Here is a 16,639-nt window from a genome sequence, read left to right as displayed (position 1 = left end):
AGATTTGAATGAAACCAAGAAGACTTAAACAAGGAGACACAATTGGGATTATTGCTCCTGCAAGTCCTGCTTTTAGTTTTGAGAAGGTTGATTTAACTGTTAGAAAATTAGAAGATTTAGGTTATAAGGTTGTCTTAGGTGAAAGCTGTTATAAACAATATGGATTTTTGTCTGGAGTAGATGAGATGAGGGCGAAGGATTTTAATGTTTTTTTTGAAGATGATAAAGTTGATGCAATTTTTTGTCTTCGCGGAGGATATGGCTCAAATAGAATTGTTGATATGATTGATTTTGCTAAAATAAAGCTAAATCCTAAGATTTTTTTAGGATTTAGCGATATAACCTATCTATTAAACGCTATTTACAAATTTTCAAATCTAGTTACATTCCACGGACCAATGATTGCTGCAGGTGATTTTTTGAAGGACTATAACTTTAATTTTTTAATGAAGGTATTGAAAGGAGATATTAAAAGTTATAAACTTAATTTAACTGCTATTGTTTCTGGACAAGCAGAAGGAAAAATAATTGGAGGCAATCTTTCAATAATAGCTTCAATGATTGGAACAGCCTATGAACCGAAGTTTGACGATGGTATATTGATATTGGAGGATGTCGGTGAAGAACCATATAAAATCGATAGGTTGTTATATCATCTTAAGTATTCAAATGTATTTAAACGAGTTAAAGCTGTAATTCTTGGAGACTTTACAAACTGTGAAGCTAGGGAGTTTAATAAAAGCCTTAGTATAAATGAAGTTTTGTGGGGATTTTTTTCTAATTTAAATATACCAGTGTATATATTAGAAAATTTAGGTCATGGAGAGAAAAGAATTACCATTCCAATTGGTATTAAGGCAATGATAAAAGATGATAGGCTAATGTTTATGGAGGAGGGTGTTACTAATGATTAATTTTTTATATGAGGCTAATGCAATTAAAGACATTTTAGTTGAAATAAGAAGGGAACTACATAAGAATCCAGAGATAGATAGAAACTTAAAATATACGGCTTCGTTGGTCGAAAAATATTTAAAACAATATAGCATCGATTATAAAAGGTATGATAATTGTGGCATTATTGCTGAAATTGGAAAATCAGATAAAATTGTTGCATTAAGGGCAGATATGGATGCTCTTGAAATTGAAGATTTAAAGGATAAGCCGTATAGTTCTATTAAAAAAGGATTAATGCATGCCTGCGGACATGACGCACATACAGCTATTCAAATAGGTGCAGCAATAATTTTAAAAAAATATGAATCCAAATTAAATGGAAAGGTTAGGCTTATATTTCAACCAGCTGAAGAGACAGATGGTGGAGCTAAAGATATGATAAATTTTGGTGCACTTGACAACGTTAGGGCAATATATGCACTTCATGTTGATGAAACGCTCGATACGGGAGTTATTGGGGTAAAAAAAGGATTGGTAGCAGCAGCTTCGAATCCATTTAAAATATCAATTTTTGGAAAAGGCGCTCATGGCGCTTATCCCCATGATGGAATAGACAGCATATATATTGCTGCTAAAGTAATAGATGGAATACAAGGCATTATATCGAGAGAAGTTGCTGCTGCAGACAGTGCTGTCATTACAGTTGGTAAAATTCATGGTGGAACTGCAGCTAATGCTGTAGCAAGAAATGTCGATATAGAAGGTATTATTAGAACTGTAGGAGATGATTTAAGGCAATTTGTTTTAAGTAGATTTAAAGAAGTAGTTATAGATACTTCACGAATTTATAGGGGTATTGCTGAGGTTGATATATTCGAAAGCTATCCATCATTTTCAAACGATGATATATTATTTAATGATTTTATAAAATTTGTAGGTGATATAAACGAAATCAAATTGATTGAGATACAAAAACCTGGAATGGGTGTGGAGGATTTTGCATACTATACAAAATTAGTTCCAGGGCTTTATTATAAGTTGGGTTGTCGCAATGTTGAGAAAGGTATAGTTCACCCTGCACATGGAAGCTATTTTGATATTGATGAAGATTGCCTTGCTCTAGGTAGTGCTACACAAACCATGTGTGCATTTAATTATCTCAATAGTCATAAATAATATTATCATAAATGATAACGTTATCATAAATCACTAAAATATAGAGTATACTTTAATAAATCAATATATATGTGATAAATATGCATAAAACAAGAATTATTAAGAAGAATACTTATCTTAATGAAAAAGAATTTACAAAAATATCCAAGATACTAAAAAATCATTATAATTTAGTTCCGACGGAAATTGAAAAAGTAAGAAGCGTTTATCGAATAACTACGGATAAAGGAAAATATTGCTTAAAAGAATTTAAACATAACGACAAAAAGGCAATCATAGGATTTTACTTAACTAAACATCTTCAGGAAAACGGATTTAACGGAATAGCAGAGTATTACAAAACAAAATCTGATTTGGAATGCATAAAAGAGCACGGAAGATATTATTACTTAACGAGTTGGATAGATGGGAGAGAATGTAACTTTGAAAATTTTGACGAGCTTAAATCATCATTAGAGCTTCTTGCAGACTTTCATCAAAAAGCAAAAGGTTTTTATTTATCAAAAGTAAAAATAAATAGCAACTATAATAAATGGCAAAAAAAACTGAATTTAATGATAGAAGATTTAAAATTATTTAAGAAAATAATACTTCAAAAAAGAGTTAAAACTTCCTTTGACATCAAATATTTTGATATGGTTGATTACTATTTAAACATTGCAAACAAGGCTTTGGAGAAATTTAAATCAACAGCTTATACTAAAGTTTGTGACAAAGCTAGAGAACAAAAATTTATTTGTCATGACAGTTTTTATTATCAGAATTTACTAATAGACAAAAATGATAAGTTATACTTAATCGATTTAGACAGTATAGTTTATGATATCCCTATTTATGATCTTGCAAAATTTTTAAGAAGAACATTGAATAAGAGCTTATTTTATTGGGACTTTGGAATAACAGAAAAATTAATAAGATTCTATGAGAAAAATAGGCATATTGAAGATGAAGAGTATGAGATAATGCTGGGCTTTTTAATGATTCCTCATAGATTTTGGAAAATAGGAAGGAAAAGATACTTTAAACATAAGGAGTGGAGTGAAGAAAAATATAATAAAAAGCTTGAAAAAGAAATTAGGTTAAAGGATAAGAGAGAAGAGTTTTTTGATAAATTCAAAAATTATTTTGTAGAAAAAAAACAAGACAGTTAAACTGTCTTGTTTTTGGTGGCCAGAGCCGGAATCGAACCAGCGACACGGGGATTTTCAGTCCCCTGCTCTACCTACTGAGCTATCTGGCCATATTTTATTTTGGTGGGCCTTCAGGGACTCGAACCCCGGACCGACCGGTTATGAGCCGGTTGCTCTAGCCAGCTGAGCTAAAGGCCCTAGTGGTGACCCCTAGGGGATTCGAACCCCTGTTACCGCCGTGAAAGGGCGATGTCTTAACCACTTGACCAAGGGGCCATAATGGGTTAAAATCTAATTAAGCATTCTCAAACCCGACATGTAATAATATATCATGATATTTAATACATGTCAACACTTTTTTAAAATTTTAGGGGGAAATTATGATTAAAATAAGATTTTTAGGCGCTACAAGAGCTGTTACTGGGTCATGTTATTACATTGAAACTTCTAAGAGAAAATTTTTAGTAGATTGCGGTATGTTTCAAGGAAAGGACGCTAAGTTGAATGTTAATGATTTTGTTTTTAATCCATCCGATATTGATTTTATTTTAATTACTCATGCTCATATAGACCATACAGGAAGATTGCCATTGCTAGTAAAACAGGGATTTAAGGGCTCTATTTTTTGCACAACTGCTACTGCAGATTTACTAAAGATTATGCTTGTGGATAGCGGACATATTCAAGAGATGGATGCTATTTCAGAGAACAAAAAAAGGCAACGCAAAGGACTACCTCCAATTGAGCCACTATATACTGCACAGGATGGAGATAGGGTAAAAGATTTTGTAACTTCAGTTCCATATAATTATACAATACAGGTTGATAAAAATATAAGCGTGAATTTTAAAGATGCAGGACATCTTTTAGGCTCGTCAATAATAGAAATTAATATTCTAGACGATGGTCAAAATAAGAAAATTGTATTTTCCGGAGACCTAGGCAATACTAATATACCAATAATTAAGGACTATGAGTTTGTTGATTATGCTGATTACTTGATTATCGAATCTACTTATGGCAATAGATTACATCCATCGTTAGATGAGGCATTAAATTTATATGATATAATTGAAAAGACTACTTCAAAGGGCGGCAATGTAGTTATTCCTTCCTTTGCTGTCGGAAGAACACAGGAATTACTATATATTTTAAATCATTACGTCGATATTGAAAAAATAAAAAGGATGTCTGAAATTGAAATATATCTTGATTCACCTCTTGCTGAAGAGGCAACTGGAGTTTTTGAAAGACATAAAGAATGTTATGATGAGGATGCACTAAAGAATTTAGCTCTTGATATTGATGTGCTAGACTTTAAAAATTTGCACTATGTGAAGACTAAGGAAGAGTCGATGGAGTTAAATAAAAAAAATGGGGTTGTTATTATATCATCAAGTGGTATGTGTGAAGCTGGAAGAATTAAGCATCATTTAAAATACAACCTTTGGAAAAAAAATTCTACAATCTTATTCGTAGGATACCAAGCAGAAGGAACATTGGGAAGAAGAATTTTAGATGGCGCCAAGAAAGTAAAAATATTTGGAGAAGAAATTGCAGTAAATGCAGAAGTTATAAATATGCCTGGACTTTCAGGCCATGCTGATTTAAATGGATTAGTAAATTGGTTTAAAAATATTAAAAATGGAGTAGGAAAAAGAGTCTTTATAACTCATGGAGAAGTGGAGGCAAGTTTTAATTTAAAAAAAGTATTTGAATCAATTTCGAATGTAAGCTGTTATATCCCTGATTTTATGGAAGAAATTATACTTTAATTCATTAATAATTTGAAAGGAGCAGCTATGCTTTCGCTTGAAGTAGCTAGAATAAGGGATTATTATATGATATTAAAATTATTAAAAAAACATAACAGAAAGAGCTTTGAATATTATAGTAATTTTAATGACAATATTTTTTCATATTTTATTACAAAAAACATTTATAAAATAAAAAGGCGAGAAAGAGTAGTCGGATTGATTATATGTAATTTTATAAAAAGAGAAGTATATTTTGTCCCAACAGTGAATATAAAAATAGATTTTAATGATATTTATAAGCTTCTCGTATCTAACTTTAAAGGGTATGATTTTCCTTTCGTTTATTATGGATTTGACTTAATAAATTCTTTGGGAATAGAAAATCAACTTGCCATTATCAAGAATTATAAAATAATGGTTAATAATATAAGTAATTTGAATTTTATAAATTCTAATATTGAAAATTTATCAGTTGAAAGAATGAAAATAACAGAGCAGGAAAGCTTGAGAGTAGAACTTCAAAATAAAATTTTTGGTAATTTAATTAACCGAAAAGTGCTTACTGTAAGCGAAGTAATTGCGGAAGAAAAAAAGAAAGAATTTTTGAAAGATTTATGTTTCTTTTTGAAATATCAGGATAAATATATAGGTTATGGACAAATTGTAATTAATAATGAAGGATATTTTTTAATTAATTTTGGTATATTAGAGGAATTTAGAGGGAAGGGCTATGCAAAGCTTTTTTTAAGTGAAATACTAAAAAATGCAAAGAATTACGGTGTGGAAACATTGTATTTAAAGGTTGATAATTATAATCTTAAAGCTATTAAACTTTATGAGGATTTAGGTTTTGAGGAACTGATCAATGTTGCAACAATTAAAATTTTTTAACAATCTATTAAAACGAAATTAGGCACCATGCATGAATTTTAGGCTCACATCATGGTGCCTTTTACAACTTAAATGCTTTCCGAAAAGTTTTTATCTATAAACTTCTTTTAAAACTTTTCCTAAACGTTTCATGCCTTCAACAATTTTTTCTTCGGTCATATTAGAAAAATTAAGTCTAAAATGGTTTGGATGTCCTCCATTAGGGAAGAAGGAACCGCCTGGAACAAAAGCTACTTTTTCCAAAAGAGCAGTCTTTAGAAGTTCTGCAGTGTCAATATCTTCTCTAAGTGAAACCCATGTAAACAATCCACCATGAGGATAGGTATATTTAACTTCTTCAGGGAATTCACTTTTTATCATTTCAATCATCAAATCTCTACGTTTTCTGTAAATAGCTTTTATTTTTTCAATATGTTCTTCAAGACTATATGTTGTCATAAAGAAGGCTGCTTCTCTTTGCGATATAGAGCTTGATTGCAAATCGGCTCCTTGCTTAACGATAATAAACTTATTTAACATCTCAATTTCAGCACAAATCCAACCCAATCTTAAACCAGGACAGAATGTTTTAGAGAATGTTCCAAGATAAATTACAAGTCCATTCTTATCCATGCTTTTTATAGTAGGAATATGTTCTCCTTCAAATCTAAGTTCCCCATAAGGATTGTCTTCAACTATTGGAATATTATATTTTTCGGCAAGTTGTAGCATTTTTACTCTTCTCTCATAGCTTAAAGTTTTGCCTGTTGGGTTTTGAAAGTCTGGTATTGTATAAATAAATTTAGCATTTGGATATTTTTCAATGGCTTTTTCAAGTTCCTCTACTATCATTCCGTCATCATCCATAGGAATCTCAACAAACTTTGGCATATATGCTCTAAAAGCATTTATAGCACCGAGATAGCTTGGACTTTCGCATATAACAACATCGTCCTTATCTAAAAATACTCTCCCTATAAAGTCAAGCCCCTGTTGTGAACCATTCGTTATTAAAATGTTTTCAAAACTTACATTTACCCCTACCGCTTTCATTCTTTGTTCTGCTATAATTTTTCTTAAAGGAGTGTAACCTTCAGTTGGTCCATATTGAAGTGCATTTTTTCCTTCAACATCGAGAACTTTGTGCGAGATTAGTTTCAATTGCTCAATTGGGAAAAGTTCTGGAGCTGGCAAGCCTCCTGCAAAGGATATGATGTCAGGTTGTTCAGTTAATTTTAATAATTCTCTGATTTCTGATGCTTTTAGATAGTTCATTCTTTCAGATAACCTCAGTTCCATAAAGGCACCCCCAAATATATTATACTTTTTTATGGGTAAAATATTAATGTATCTTTAACTGCCATTTTTATTATAACAAATAATAATAAGATAAACAACAAATATTGAAAGATTCTGAATTATTTTTTTAATCAAAAAATGAAATGAGGTGTTTTTATGTTAAAATTATTTGCAATTGCACTTGCACCTTCGATAGCTTTATTGATTTTTATCTATCAAAAAGATAGATATGATAGGGAGCCTGCTAATATATTGCTTACATTGTTTTTATTCGGTTTTCTTTCAACTGTTCCAGTATATTTTGTAGAAAGATTTTTGAGTTATTTTGGAAAAGGGCCATTTTATACTGCTTTTATAGTTGCGGGACTAACAGAAGAATTATTTAAATTTATTATTATTTATTCTATTACATTTAAATTGGTGGAATACAATGAAAAATTAGATGGAATTGTCTATAGTGTTTTTACTTCATTGGGTTTTGCCTCGGCTGAAAACATTCTTTATATATTGAATCAAAAAAATTTCATTGCGACAGGCATAATGAGGGGCTTATTTGCTGTTCCGGGTCACATGTTATTTGCAATCACTATGGGTTATTATTTGTCGCTTGCAAGGTTTGCAGATGATAAAAGACCGTTTTTCTTGATTAATGCGCTTTTAATGCCGATTCTGTTGCATGGAATTTATGACTTTATTTTGTTTTCAAGAATATATGGATATTTCGTTATATTTATTTTGTTCATCATATATCTTTGGAGGATAAATTTAAATAGATTGAACCGATATGTAAAGGAGTCAAGAGCCATATACGATAAAGATAACATATAAATTATTATGTTAACAAAAACTAATTATTGATTAATACAATTTATAATAGTATAATAACTTCGTATAATTTTATTCGGGAGGAATTTAAATGAATTTAAATAAAGCACGTTATTATCATATTATTACAATGGGATGTCAGATGAACGAGGAGGATTCCGAGAAAATTGCCGGAATGCTTGAGAAAATGGGGTATGTTAAAACTGAAGATAAGGAAAAAGCAGATGTTATTGTTATGAATACATGTGCGGTAAGAGAAAACCCCGAGACTAAAACTTATGGAAACTTAGGACAATTAAAGGCACTTAAATCCAAAAAACCTGATTTAATATTGGCTATAGGCGGTTGCATGATGCAACAAAAAGGAGTAGGCGAATTGGTTAAAAAGAAGTTCCCCTATGTGGACATTATCTTTGGAACTTTTAATATTCATAGATTCCCAGAACTATTGAATAATGCAATACAGAGCAACGATACTATACTTGAAATTTGGGACAAAGAGGGAGAAATTGTTGAAGGACTTCCTGTCCATAGAGAAAGCGATATAAAGGCATTCGTTACAATAATGCACGGGTGCAATAACTTCTGCACATACTGTATAGTTCCGTATACAAGAGGCAGGGAAAGAAGTAGAAAACCAGAGGCAATAATCGAAGAGATTAGAAATTTAGCTAAGGAAGGTTATAAAGAAATTACACTTTTAGGTCAGAATGTTAATTCGTATGGAAAAGACCTTGAAAACATGAGTTTTGCAAAACTTTTAAGATTGGTAAATGAAGTTGAAGGTATTGAAAGAATTCGCTTTATGACTTCGCATCCTAAGGATTTAACTGATGATGTTATTGATGCAATTAAAGAATGCGATAAGGTATGTGAACAGATTCATTTACCTGTTCAATCCGGCAGCACAAGAATTTTAGAAAAAATGAATAGAAAATATTCCAAAGAGCAATACCTTGAACTTGTAAATAAGATTAAATCAAAATTTGAAGATGTATCAATTACTACTGACATAATAGTTGGTTTCCCTGGAGAAACCGAAGAGGATTTTGAAGAAACTATTGATGTAGTAAAAAAAGTGGAATATGATTCAGCTTTTACCTTCATATATTCTATAAGGTCAGGAACCCCTGCTGAGAAATTTCAGGAACAGGTTCCAGAGGATGTTAAGCATAATAGATTTAACAGACTTGTAGAAGTTGTAAATCAAGTTGGAGAATTGAGGGGAAAAAGATATCAAGACAAGATAGTTGAAGTTTTAGTGGAAGGCCCTAGCAAAACTGATGAGAATAAGCTAACCGGACGAACTAGAACAGGAAAACTCGTTCATTTCACTGGTGGAGATAAATCACTAAAGGGAAAGTTAGTCAATGTTAAGGTCACTCAGGCACAAATGTTTATATTAATTGGAGAGTTTGTTGAAGTGATTAGATAAAAATAATGCCGCTATTAAAGTTTATCTTTAAGCGGCATTATTTTTGTAATATAATAATTATACATCTATATCTTGGGGAGGAATATAAATTGGGACTTACACCTATGATGCAGCAGTATCTTGAAATAAAAGATAAATATAAAGATTGTATATTGTTCTTCAGGCTTGGGGATTTTTATGAAATGTTTTTTGAAGATGCTGAAATTGCCTCGCGAGAGTTAGAAATAGCACTAACTGGAAGGGACTGCGGACTTGAAAAGAGGGCTCCAATGTGCGGAGTGCCGTTTCATTCAGCCGATACATATATCGCAAGATTAATAGAAAAGGGATATAAAGTAGCCATTTGTGAGCAGTTAGAGGACCCTAAATTTGCAAAGGGCATTGTGAAAAGGGATATAACAAGGATAATAACCCCTGGAACTATAATCGACTCAAATATGCTTGACGAAAAAGTTAATAATTTCATTGCAAGTGTTTATTTTAATATAGATAAAGTTGCTATTTCAATTGCTGATGTTTCAACTGGTGATTTCTATGTTACAAGTTTTATAGAAGAAAATAACAAGTTGATGAATGAGTTATCAAAATTCAAACCATCAGAAATGTTAATAATAAAAAATAGTTTTACTGAAAGATTTGAAACGTTAGTGTTAAACATTAAATCAAGATTTAATCTACTAATCAATTATGTTGAAGATAAAAGCAGTGAAAGTCTTTCAAACAAAGATTATAGCCATTTAAACGAATATGAAAAGGTTTCGGCTGTAAACCTATTAAAATATTTAAACGAGACTCAAAAAAGCAGCCTTGATCATATATCTAGTATTACTAGATATAAAACTGAAGATTTTATGCTCATTGATTCATTTACACGAAGAAATCTTGAACTTACTGAGACAATGAGGTCAAGAAGTAAAAAGGGGACACTTATTGACGTATTAGATAAAACTCAAACTGCTATGGGTGGAAGGTTGATTAGAAAATGGATTGAAGAACCATTGTTAATTAAGGATGAAATAGAAAAAAGATTAGAAGCCGTTGAGGAATTAATCGATAATATTTATATTTCTTCTGATTTAAGGGAATTTTTAAGAGGTATCTATGATATTGAGCGAATCATGGGAAAAATTAGCTGTGAGACTGCTAATGCCAGGGATTTGATATCATTAAAGCAGTCAATTAGATTTTTGCCAGATATAAGAGCAGCTATTTCAAATTGTAAAAGCATCCTTTTAAGTGAAATTTATAGGGATTTTGATGAACTTGGGGATATATTTCAATTAATTGATGAGTCTATTGATGAGAATCCTCCCATAACAATTAAAGAAGGGGGAATAATAAAAACTGGTTTTAATCAAGAAATTGATAAATTGAGAGATGCAATGACGAATGGCAAGAATTGGATAGCTGAATTGGAGCAGAAGGAAAGAGATTTGACTGGCATAAAATCATTAAAAATTGGTTATAACAAAGTGTTCGGTTATTATTTAGAGGTTACTAAATCTAACCTATCAAGCATTCCTCAGGATAGATATATAAGAAAACAAACCCTTGCTAATGCAGAAAGATTTATAACTCCGGAACTTAAGGAGATGGAGGAGATTGTTTCAGGTGCTGAAAGCAAAGTTGTTGATTTAGAATATGATATATTTGTGCATATAAGAAATAAAATTTATGGTGAAGTTTCAAGGATTAAAAAAGTTGCTCATTATCTTGCTATAATAGATAGCTTGCTATCCTTTGCAAAGGTTTCATTTGAGAATAATTATACAAAACCTAAAATTACTGATGATGGTGTCATTGAAATAAAGGAAGGAAGACACCCTGTTGTTGAAAAGATGATTAGTGGTGTTTTTGTTCCAAACGATACAATGCTTGATAATAAGGAAGATATGGTAATTATTATAACAGGACCTAATATGGCAGGTAAATCTACTTATTTAAGGCAAGTTGCTCTAATCACTTTAATGGCGCAAATAGGCTGCTTTGTGCCTGCTGCAAGTGCTAAAATATCAATAGTTGATAGAATATTTACAAGGATTGGTGCTTCAGATGATTTGTCATTAGGACAAAGCACATTTATGGTTGAAATGTCGGAGGTTTCAAATATATTAAACAATGCTACTAAAAATAGCCTGCTCATTTTGGATGAGGTGGGAAGGGGAACAAGCACATTTGATGGTTTAAGTATTGCATGGGCTGTTATTGAGTTTATAAGTCAAAGAATTGGGGCGAAGACTCTGTTTGCAACTCATTATCACGAGCTTACAGAGCTTGAAGGTAAAATAGATGGAGTTAAAAATTATTGTATATCTGTTAAGGAACATGGGGAAGATATAATATTTCTTAGAAAAATTATTCGAGGGGGAGCCGACCAAAGTTATGGTATTCAGGTTGCAAAACTTGCCGGTTTGCCTTCTGAGGTAATCGATAAAGCTAAAGAGATACTTGAAAAACTTGAGGAGAGCGATATAAGCAAAAAATTAAAAACAAAAACTAAGCCCGCTGTTGTTAAAGAGGCTGCCGCAACATTGTCTAATGAAATTAATCTGTTTAATTATAAAGAAAATGAATTAATTGAAGAAATTAAATCTATAGATGTTTTAAATATTACGCCAATTGAGGCTATAAATAAATTGTATAGTTTGGTGAATAAAGCAAAAGGTTTAAGGTGATATGATGGGAAGGATAAGAATATTAGATGACGATACTATAAGTAAGATTGCTGCCGGAGAAGTTGTTGAAAGACCTGCTTCTGTTGTTAAGGAACTTATTGAAAATTCAATTGATGCTGGTTCTAAAAATATTTATGTTGAAATACAAGATGGTGGAATTTCTTATATTAAGATAACCGATGATGGAAGTGGTATAGACTATGACGATGTTGAAATAGCTTTCTTAAGGCACGCAACAAGTAAAATTAGTAGTGATGAAGATTTATTTAATATTAGAACTTTAGGTTTTAGAGGTGAAGCGTTAGCAAGCATTTGTGCTGTATCAAAAGTTGAGCTTATTACAAGGACTAAAGAAAATGATTTAGGTGTTTTTATTAGAGTTGAAGGCGGGGAAATAATTGAAAAAAAAGAATGCGGTGCTCCATTAGGAACGACAATTATAGTAAGGGATTTGTTTTATAACACTCCAGCAAGATTGAAATTTTTGAAATCTCCAGGAAGAGAAGGAACAATTATTACCGAGATTATTCAAAATCTTGCTTTTTCGAATTCATCCATTTCTTTTAAATACAAGAACGGTGATAAACTGATTTTCGCAACCAAGGGAGATGATAATTTAAAAAACACCATGTTATCAATTTATGGTAAACAGGTAAATGACAACTTATTAGAAGTGAATTATGATGATGGTTCAGTTAGCATCAATGGCTATATTGGAAATAATGCCCTTGCAAAAAATAGCAGAAATTATCAATCGCTTTTTGTAAACAATAGGTATGTGAAGAATAAAACTATAAATGCAGCAATTGAAAACGCATTTAGGACTTTTACTACGGGCGATAAATTCCCAATGTATGTGTTGCACATAAATGTCGAACCATCAATAATTGATGTTAATGTTCACCCTACAAAGGCAGAAATTAAGTTTCAAAATGAACAGGAAATGTATAAAATTGTTTTTGATAGCATAAAAAAAGCATTTTCAACAACTAAGACAATTCCGAATATAATTTTTGAACCTAATGTTGTAAGCAAATCACCTTTGACTGCTAATCAGGAGAGAATAGATTTTGCTATTAATGAAAAAAGGGATTATAATATACCAGATGATAGTTCAAAAGAATATAAATATATAAATAGTGATTTTTCTTTTAATGAAGAATCCTCTTTGGATGATTTAAAGAAGGAAAAAGAGGAAATAATAATAACTGGTTCTAATGTTGAAAATAAACTACCAAGGTTAGCAGTTGTTGGTCAAATACATTTTATGTATATAATCGCAGAAGGTGAAGAAGATATGTTTATAATAGACCAACATGCAGCACACGAGAGGGTTTTATATGAAAAATATTTGTCAGAGTTTAGTGATGCAAAAATACAAAGTCAAACTTTATTGACTCCTATAATAGTGGAGTTGAGTAGCACTGAGAAGAATATTGTAGTTGAAAATTTAGATAATTTTGCTAAAATAGGATTTGGTATCGAGGATTTTGGTGGTAATACAGTTTCAATAAGAGCTGTTCCTGTTATATTAGGAAACCCTAACTATAAAGAACTTATATTTGATATCATAACTGAAATTCAAGAAGTTTCAGGTAATTTTTATAAGTCGATAAACAAAATAATTTATACAATGGCATGTAAGAGTGCGATTAAAGCAGGAGATAGGTTAACGATTGCCGAAATGAATAAACTTATAGAGGATCTAAGAAGGTGTTCAAATCCATTTGCCTGCCCCCATGGTAGGCCAGCGATAATAAAGATGAGCTATAACGAACTTGAAAGAAAATTTAGAAGGATACTTTAGGTGATTATATGAAAAAAAACATAGTTATTATAGCTGGACCAACAGCTTCCGGAAAAACAAAATTAGGTATAGAACTGGCTAAGAGAATAAATGGAGAAGTAGTATCGGCAGATTCCATGCAAATATATAAATATATGGATATAGGTTCTGCAAAACCGACAACAGAAGAAATGCAGGGAATACCTCACCATATGATAGATGTCGTTACGCCAGATGTTGAATTTAGCGTAGCAATGTATAGAAAAATGGCAGTTGAGTGCATTGATGACATTATTAAAAGAGGAAAAATTCCAATCGTGGTTGGCGGAACAGGACTTTATATTAATTCATTAATTTACCCCTTAGATTTCACTGAAACATCAAGAGATGAGGATTATAGACTTTATCTTGAAAATTTAGCTAAGGAAAAGGGAAATGCATATGTTCATGAAATGTTAAAGGAAGTTGATAATGAATCATATATAAGATTGCATCCAAACGACTTAAAAAGAATAATAAGAGCACTTGAAGTATACAAAAATACAGGGAAACCAATATCGGAATATCAAAGAGAATCTAAACTTAGGGATGTTGATTTTAATTTTGCATTTATTTGCTTGACTATGGATAGGGCAAAGTTGTATGATAGAATAAACAAAAGAGTTGATATTATGTTTGAAATGGGGCTTGTAGATGAAGTAAAAAGGCTAAAGGACATGGGATATACAAGGAACATGACATCTATGCAAGGAATAGGTTACAAGGAAGTTTTTGATTATCTTGATGGATATTTTACATTAGATGAAATAAAAGAATATATTAAACAAAGCACAAGACGATATGCTAAAAGGCAATTAACATGGTATAGAAGGGAGGATAGGATTTATTGGGTTAATCTCGATGAATACGACTCTTTTGACGAAGTTTTGGAAAATATTATAGGATATATAGAAGGAAAATTTAAAAATTTATAGAATTATATATTATAACTTAATTGGAGGATGATGGTATGGTTAAGAACGTAAATAATTTACAGGATGTTTTCTTAAATCAAGCACGTAAAAACAAGATTCAAGTTACGATATTCCTTGTATCAGGAGTTCAACTAAAAGGAAATGTTAAGGGTTTTGATAACTTTACTGTTATATTAGAATCAGAAGGAAAGCAAATGATGGTTTATAAGCATGCTATTTCAACGATAGTTCCTGCAAAACCAATCCTTTATACACCACAGTCCCAAGAAGAACTTGGTGAATAAAACTCGCATTTAGCGAGTTTTTTTAATGGGTGACATTCACTTGATTTCTTGACTTCTTGAATTGTTTGTCAATTTAATTTCGATGTTCAGATATTTTTACAAGCTGTTAAAATGGAGGTAAAAAATGCTGGATTTAACTAAGCAATTTATGTTAGAAAAATATGGATTTACAGAAAAAGCAATTGATTTAAGTGAAAAAGCAATGAAGGATATTTCTGATTTGTTTAATAAAATTGATGAAATAAAAGAGTATAATCAACTAAAAGTATTAAAAGCCATGCAGGACGAAAAGTTATCCGATGCTCATTTTACTCATTCAACAGGATATGGTTATGGAGATATTGGACGCGATACGTTAGATAGGGTGTATGCGAGGGTTTTTAACTCTGAGGATGCTCTTGTAAGGCCGCATATAGTATCAGGAACCCATGCTATAACCATAGCTTTGTTTGGCAATTTGCGTCCAAATGATACTTTACTTGCTATAACCGGAAGACCATATGATACATTGCTGCAAGTTATCGGTATCGAAGGTAGTAATATGGGTTCATTAAAGGAATATGGAGTTAATTATAAACAAATTAATTTGTTGGAAAATGGAAAAATAGATTTAGAATCAGTTGTTAATGAACTTTTGAATGATGATTCGATAAGAATGGTTGCTATTCAGCGTTCTACAGGCTACGGGTGGAGACCATCTCTTAGTATAAACGATATTGAAACTGCAATAAAGGAAATTAAAAAGATACGAGAGGATGTTATTATATTTGTAGATAACTGTTATGGGGAGTTTATTGATGTTAAGGAACCAACTGACGTCGGTGCAGATTTGGTTGCAGGGTCTCTTATTAAGAATATTGGAGGAGGTATTGCTCCAACAGGTGGTTATGTAGTTGGAAGAAAAGAATTAGTAGAAAATGCAGCTTATAGATTAACAGCCCCTGGAATAGGTAGGGAATGCGGTTCAACATTTGGTGTTATAAGGCCTATGTTTCAGGGGTTATTTATGGCACCGCATATAACTGCTGAAGCATTAAAAAGCGCTATATTTACATCGAGGATTATGGAGCTTGCTGGATATGAAGTTTCTCCAAAGTATTATGAAAGCAGAAGCGACTTAATTCAGGCAATAAAATTTAACAATAAAGAGCATTTAATTAAATTTATAAAAGGAATACAGAAAGGCTCTCCTGTAGATTCTTATGTAGATTGCGAGCCGTGGGACATGCCTGGCTATACTGACCAAGTTATTATGGCTGCAGGCGCTTTTATACAGGGCTCATCAATAGAATTAAGCGCTGATGCACCAATTAGACCACCATATATTGCCTATGTCCAAGGTGGGCTAACATTTGAACATGCCAAAATTGGAGTTTTAAAAGCATTATCAAATATTTAAATTTCCATAAAAATCAATATTCAAAGGAAAATCAAACAATCACATAGTTAAGTCTAAATTAAAAGGCCGCATAAACATGCGGCTTTTTTAAAATAATTGACTAGTCCAAATTGACAAACAATTCAAGAACTC

General features: G+C 31.5%; 13 protein-coding genes and 3 tRNA genes. 12 read left to right on the top strand and 4 right to left on the bottom strand.

Going from position 1 to position 16,639, the window contains the following annotated elements:
* The first annotated feature begins 8 nt into the window (after nt 1-8).
* The 3 genes from ABG79_RS06035 (at nt 9) to ABG79_RS06025 (ending at nt 3,224) form a co-directional block, all read left to right on the top strand.
* Nucleotides 9-914 carry a S66 peptidase family protein gene (locus tag ABG79_RS06035; RefSeq protein WP_057978172.1) on the top strand — a complete coding sequence of 302 codons (906 nt, stop codon included), beginning with the start codon at nt 9-11 and terminating at the stop codon, nt 912-914.
* Nucleotides 907-2,073: a M20 metallopeptidase family protein gene (locus tag ABG79_RS06030; protein WP_057978171.1), complete on the top strand. Its 1,167-nt coding sequence runs from the start codon at nt 907-909 to the stop codon at nt 2,071-2,073. The genes ABG79_RS06035 and ABG79_RS06030 overlap by 8 nt, the downstream gene beginning before the upstream one ends.
* An 80-nt stretch (nt 2,074-2,153) precedes the next feature.
* On the top strand, nt 2,154-3,224 hold the full coding sequence (locus ABG79_RS06025) for a CotS family spore coat protein (RefSeq protein WP_057978169.1): 1,071 nt from the start codon (nt 2,154-2,156) through the stop codon (nt 3,222-3,224).
* Between the two features lie 13 nt (nt 3,225-3,237).
* Here ABG79_RS06025 and ABG79_RS06020 read toward each other — a convergent pair.
* The 3 genes from ABG79_RS06020 to ABG79_RS06010 form a co-directional block, all read right to left on the bottom strand.
* Nucleotides 3,238-3,313, bottom strand: a tRNA-Phe gene (locus ABG79_RS06020).
* An 11-nt stretch (nt 3,314-3,324) separates the two neighbouring features.
* Nucleotides 3,325-3,401: transfer RNA gene (locus tag ABG79_RS06015), tRNA-Ile, on the bottom strand.
* A gap of 3 nt (nt 3,402-3,404) precedes the next feature.
* Nucleotides 3,405-3,479 (bottom strand) — tRNA-Glu (locus tag ABG79_RS06010).
* A gap of 104 nt (nt 3,480-3,583) precedes the next feature.
* Between ABG79_RS06010 and ABG79_RS06005 the strand changes: the two genes are divergently transcribed.
* Together ABG79_RS06005 and ABG79_RS06000 are read left to right on the top strand one after the other, a co-directional pair.
* On the top strand, nt 3,584-4,978 hold the full coding sequence (locus ABG79_RS06005; RefSeq protein ID WP_057978167.1) for an MBL fold metallo-hydrolase: 1,395 nt from the start codon (nt 3,584-3,586) through the stop codon (nt 4,976-4,978).
* 27 nt (nt 4,979-5,005) lie between these two features.
* Nucleotides 5,006-5,851 (top strand): GNAT family N-acetyltransferase, encoded by an 846-nt coding sequence (locus tag ABG79_RS06000; RefSeq protein ID WP_057978165.1) that lies wholly within the window; start codon nt 5,006-5,008, stop codon nt 5,849-5,851.
* A gap of 90 nt (nt 5,852-5,941) precedes the next feature.
* Here ABG79_RS06000 and ABG79_RS05995 read toward each other — a convergent pair whose 3' ends face one another.
* Nucleotides 5,942-7,129 carry an aminotransferase-like domain-containing protein gene (locus ABG79_RS05995; protein ID WP_057978163.1) on the bottom strand — a complete coding sequence of 396 codons (1,188 nt, stop codon included), beginning with the start codon at nt 7,127-7,129 and terminating at the stop codon, nt 5,942-5,944.
* A gap of 156 nt (nt 7,130-7,285) precedes the next feature.
* Here ABG79_RS05995 and ABG79_RS05990 point away from each other — a divergent pair, with 156 nt between their 5' ends.
* The 7 genes from ABG79_RS05990 to ABG79_RS05960 all read left to right on the top strand — a co-directional run bounded on the left by ABG79_RS05990 (nt 7,286) and on the right by ABG79_RS05960 (nt 16,507).
* Complete coding sequence (locus ABG79_RS05990) at nt 7,286-7,957, top strand: PrsW family glutamic-type intramembrane protease (protein WP_057978161.1); 672 nt, start codon at nt 7,286-7,288, stop codon at nt 7,955-7,957.
* Nucleotides 7,958-8,045: 88 nt separating this feature from the next.
* On the top strand, nt 8,046-9,389 hold the full coding sequence (gene miaB, locus ABG79_RS05985; protein WP_057978160.1) for a tRNA (N6-isopentenyl adenosine(37)-C2)-methylthiotransferase MiaB: 1,344 nt from the start codon (nt 8,046-8,048) through the stop codon (nt 9,387-9,389).
* Nucleotides 9,390-9,478: 89 nt separating this feature from the next.
* On the top strand, nt 9,479-12,064 hold the full coding sequence (gene mutS, locus ABG79_RS05980; protein ID WP_057978157.1) for a DNA mismatch repair protein MutS: 2,586 nt from the start codon (nt 9,479-9,481) through the stop codon (nt 12,062-12,064).
* A 4-nt stretch (nt 12,065-12,068) separates the two neighbouring features.
* A complete protein-coding gene (gene mutL, locus ABG79_RS05975) occupies nt 12,069-13,871 on the top strand; it encodes a DNA mismatch repair endonuclease MutL (RefSeq protein WP_057978155.1) in 1,803 nt (600 codons plus the stop codon).
* An 8-nt stretch (nt 13,872-13,879) separates the two neighbouring features.
* On the top strand, nt 13,880-14,824 hold the full coding sequence (gene miaA, locus ABG79_RS05970; RefSeq protein WP_057978153.1) for a tRNA (adenosine(37)-N6)-dimethylallyltransferase MiaA: 945 nt from the start codon (nt 13,880-13,882) through the stop codon (nt 14,822-14,824).
* A 35-nt stretch (nt 14,825-14,859) separates the two neighbouring features.
* On the top strand, nt 14,860-15,108 hold the full coding sequence (hfq, locus tag ABG79_RS05965; RefSeq protein WP_057978151.1) for an RNA chaperone Hfq: 249 nt from the start codon (nt 14,860-14,862) through the stop codon (nt 15,106-15,108).
* Between the two features lie 124 nt (nt 15,109-15,232).
* A complete protein-coding gene (locus tag ABG79_RS05960) occupies nt 15,233-16,507 on the top strand; it encodes a methionine gamma-lyase family protein (RefSeq protein ID WP_057978148.1) in 1,275 nt (424 codons plus the stop codon).
* Nucleotides 16,508-16,639: the final 132 nt, after the last annotated feature.

The organism is Caloramator mitchellensis, assembly GCF_001440545.1.
In the GTDB taxonomy this organism is placed as follows: domain Bacteria; phylum Bacillota; class Clostridia; order Clostridiales; family Caloramatoraceae; genus Caloramator; species Caloramator mitchellensis.
Note: the sequence above shows the minus strand (reverse complement) of the source record. Positions and strands in the feature narration are given on the sequence as shown.

Excerpts from the sequence above, each read along its gene's own strand:
- ABG79_RS06035 (WP_057978172.1), top strand. The coding sequence starts at position 9 with ATGAAACCAAGAAGACTTAAACAAGGAGACACAATTGGGATTATTGCT.
- ABG79_RS06030 (WP_057978171.1), top strand. The coding sequence starts at position 907 with ATGATTAATTTTTTATATGAGGCTAATGCAATTAAAGACATTTTAGTT.
- ABG79_RS06025 (WP_057978169.1), top strand. The coding sequence starts at position 2,154 with ATGCATAAAACAAGAATTATTAAGAAGAATACTTATCTTAATGAAAAA.
- ABG79_RS06005 (WP_057978167.1), top strand. The coding sequence starts at position 3,584 with ATGATTAAAATAAGATTTTTAGGCGCTACAAGAGCTGTTACTGGGTCA.
- ABG79_RS06000 (WP_057978165.1), top strand. The coding sequence starts at position 5,006 with ATGCTTTCGCTTGAAGTAGCTAGAATAAGGGATTATTATATGATATTA.
- ABG79_RS05995 (WP_057978163.1), bottom strand. The coding sequence starts at position 7,129 with ATGGAACTGAGGTTATCTGAAAGAATGAACTATCTAAAAGCATCAGAA.
- ABG79_RS05990 (WP_057978161.1), top strand. The coding sequence starts at position 7,286 with ATGTTAAAATTATTTGCAATTGCACTTGCACCTTCGATAGCTTTATTG.
- miaB (WP_057978160.1), top strand. The coding sequence starts at position 8,046 with ATGAATTTAAATAAAGCACGTTATTATCATATTATTACAATGGGATGT.
- mutL (WP_057978155.1), top strand. The coding sequence starts at position 12,069 with ATGGGAAGGATAAGAATATTAGATGACGATACTATAAGTAAGATTGCT.
- miaA (WP_057978153.1), top strand. The coding sequence starts at position 13,880 with ATGAAAAAAAACATAGTTATTATAGCTGGACCAACAGCTTCCGGAAAA.
- hfq (WP_057978151.1), top strand. The coding sequence starts at position 14,860 with ATGGTTAAGAACGTAAATAATTTACAGGATGTTTTCTTAAATCAAGCA.
- ABG79_RS05960 (WP_057978148.1), top strand. The coding sequence starts at position 15,233 with ATGCTGGATTTAACTAAGCAATTTATGTTAGAAAAATATGGATTTACA.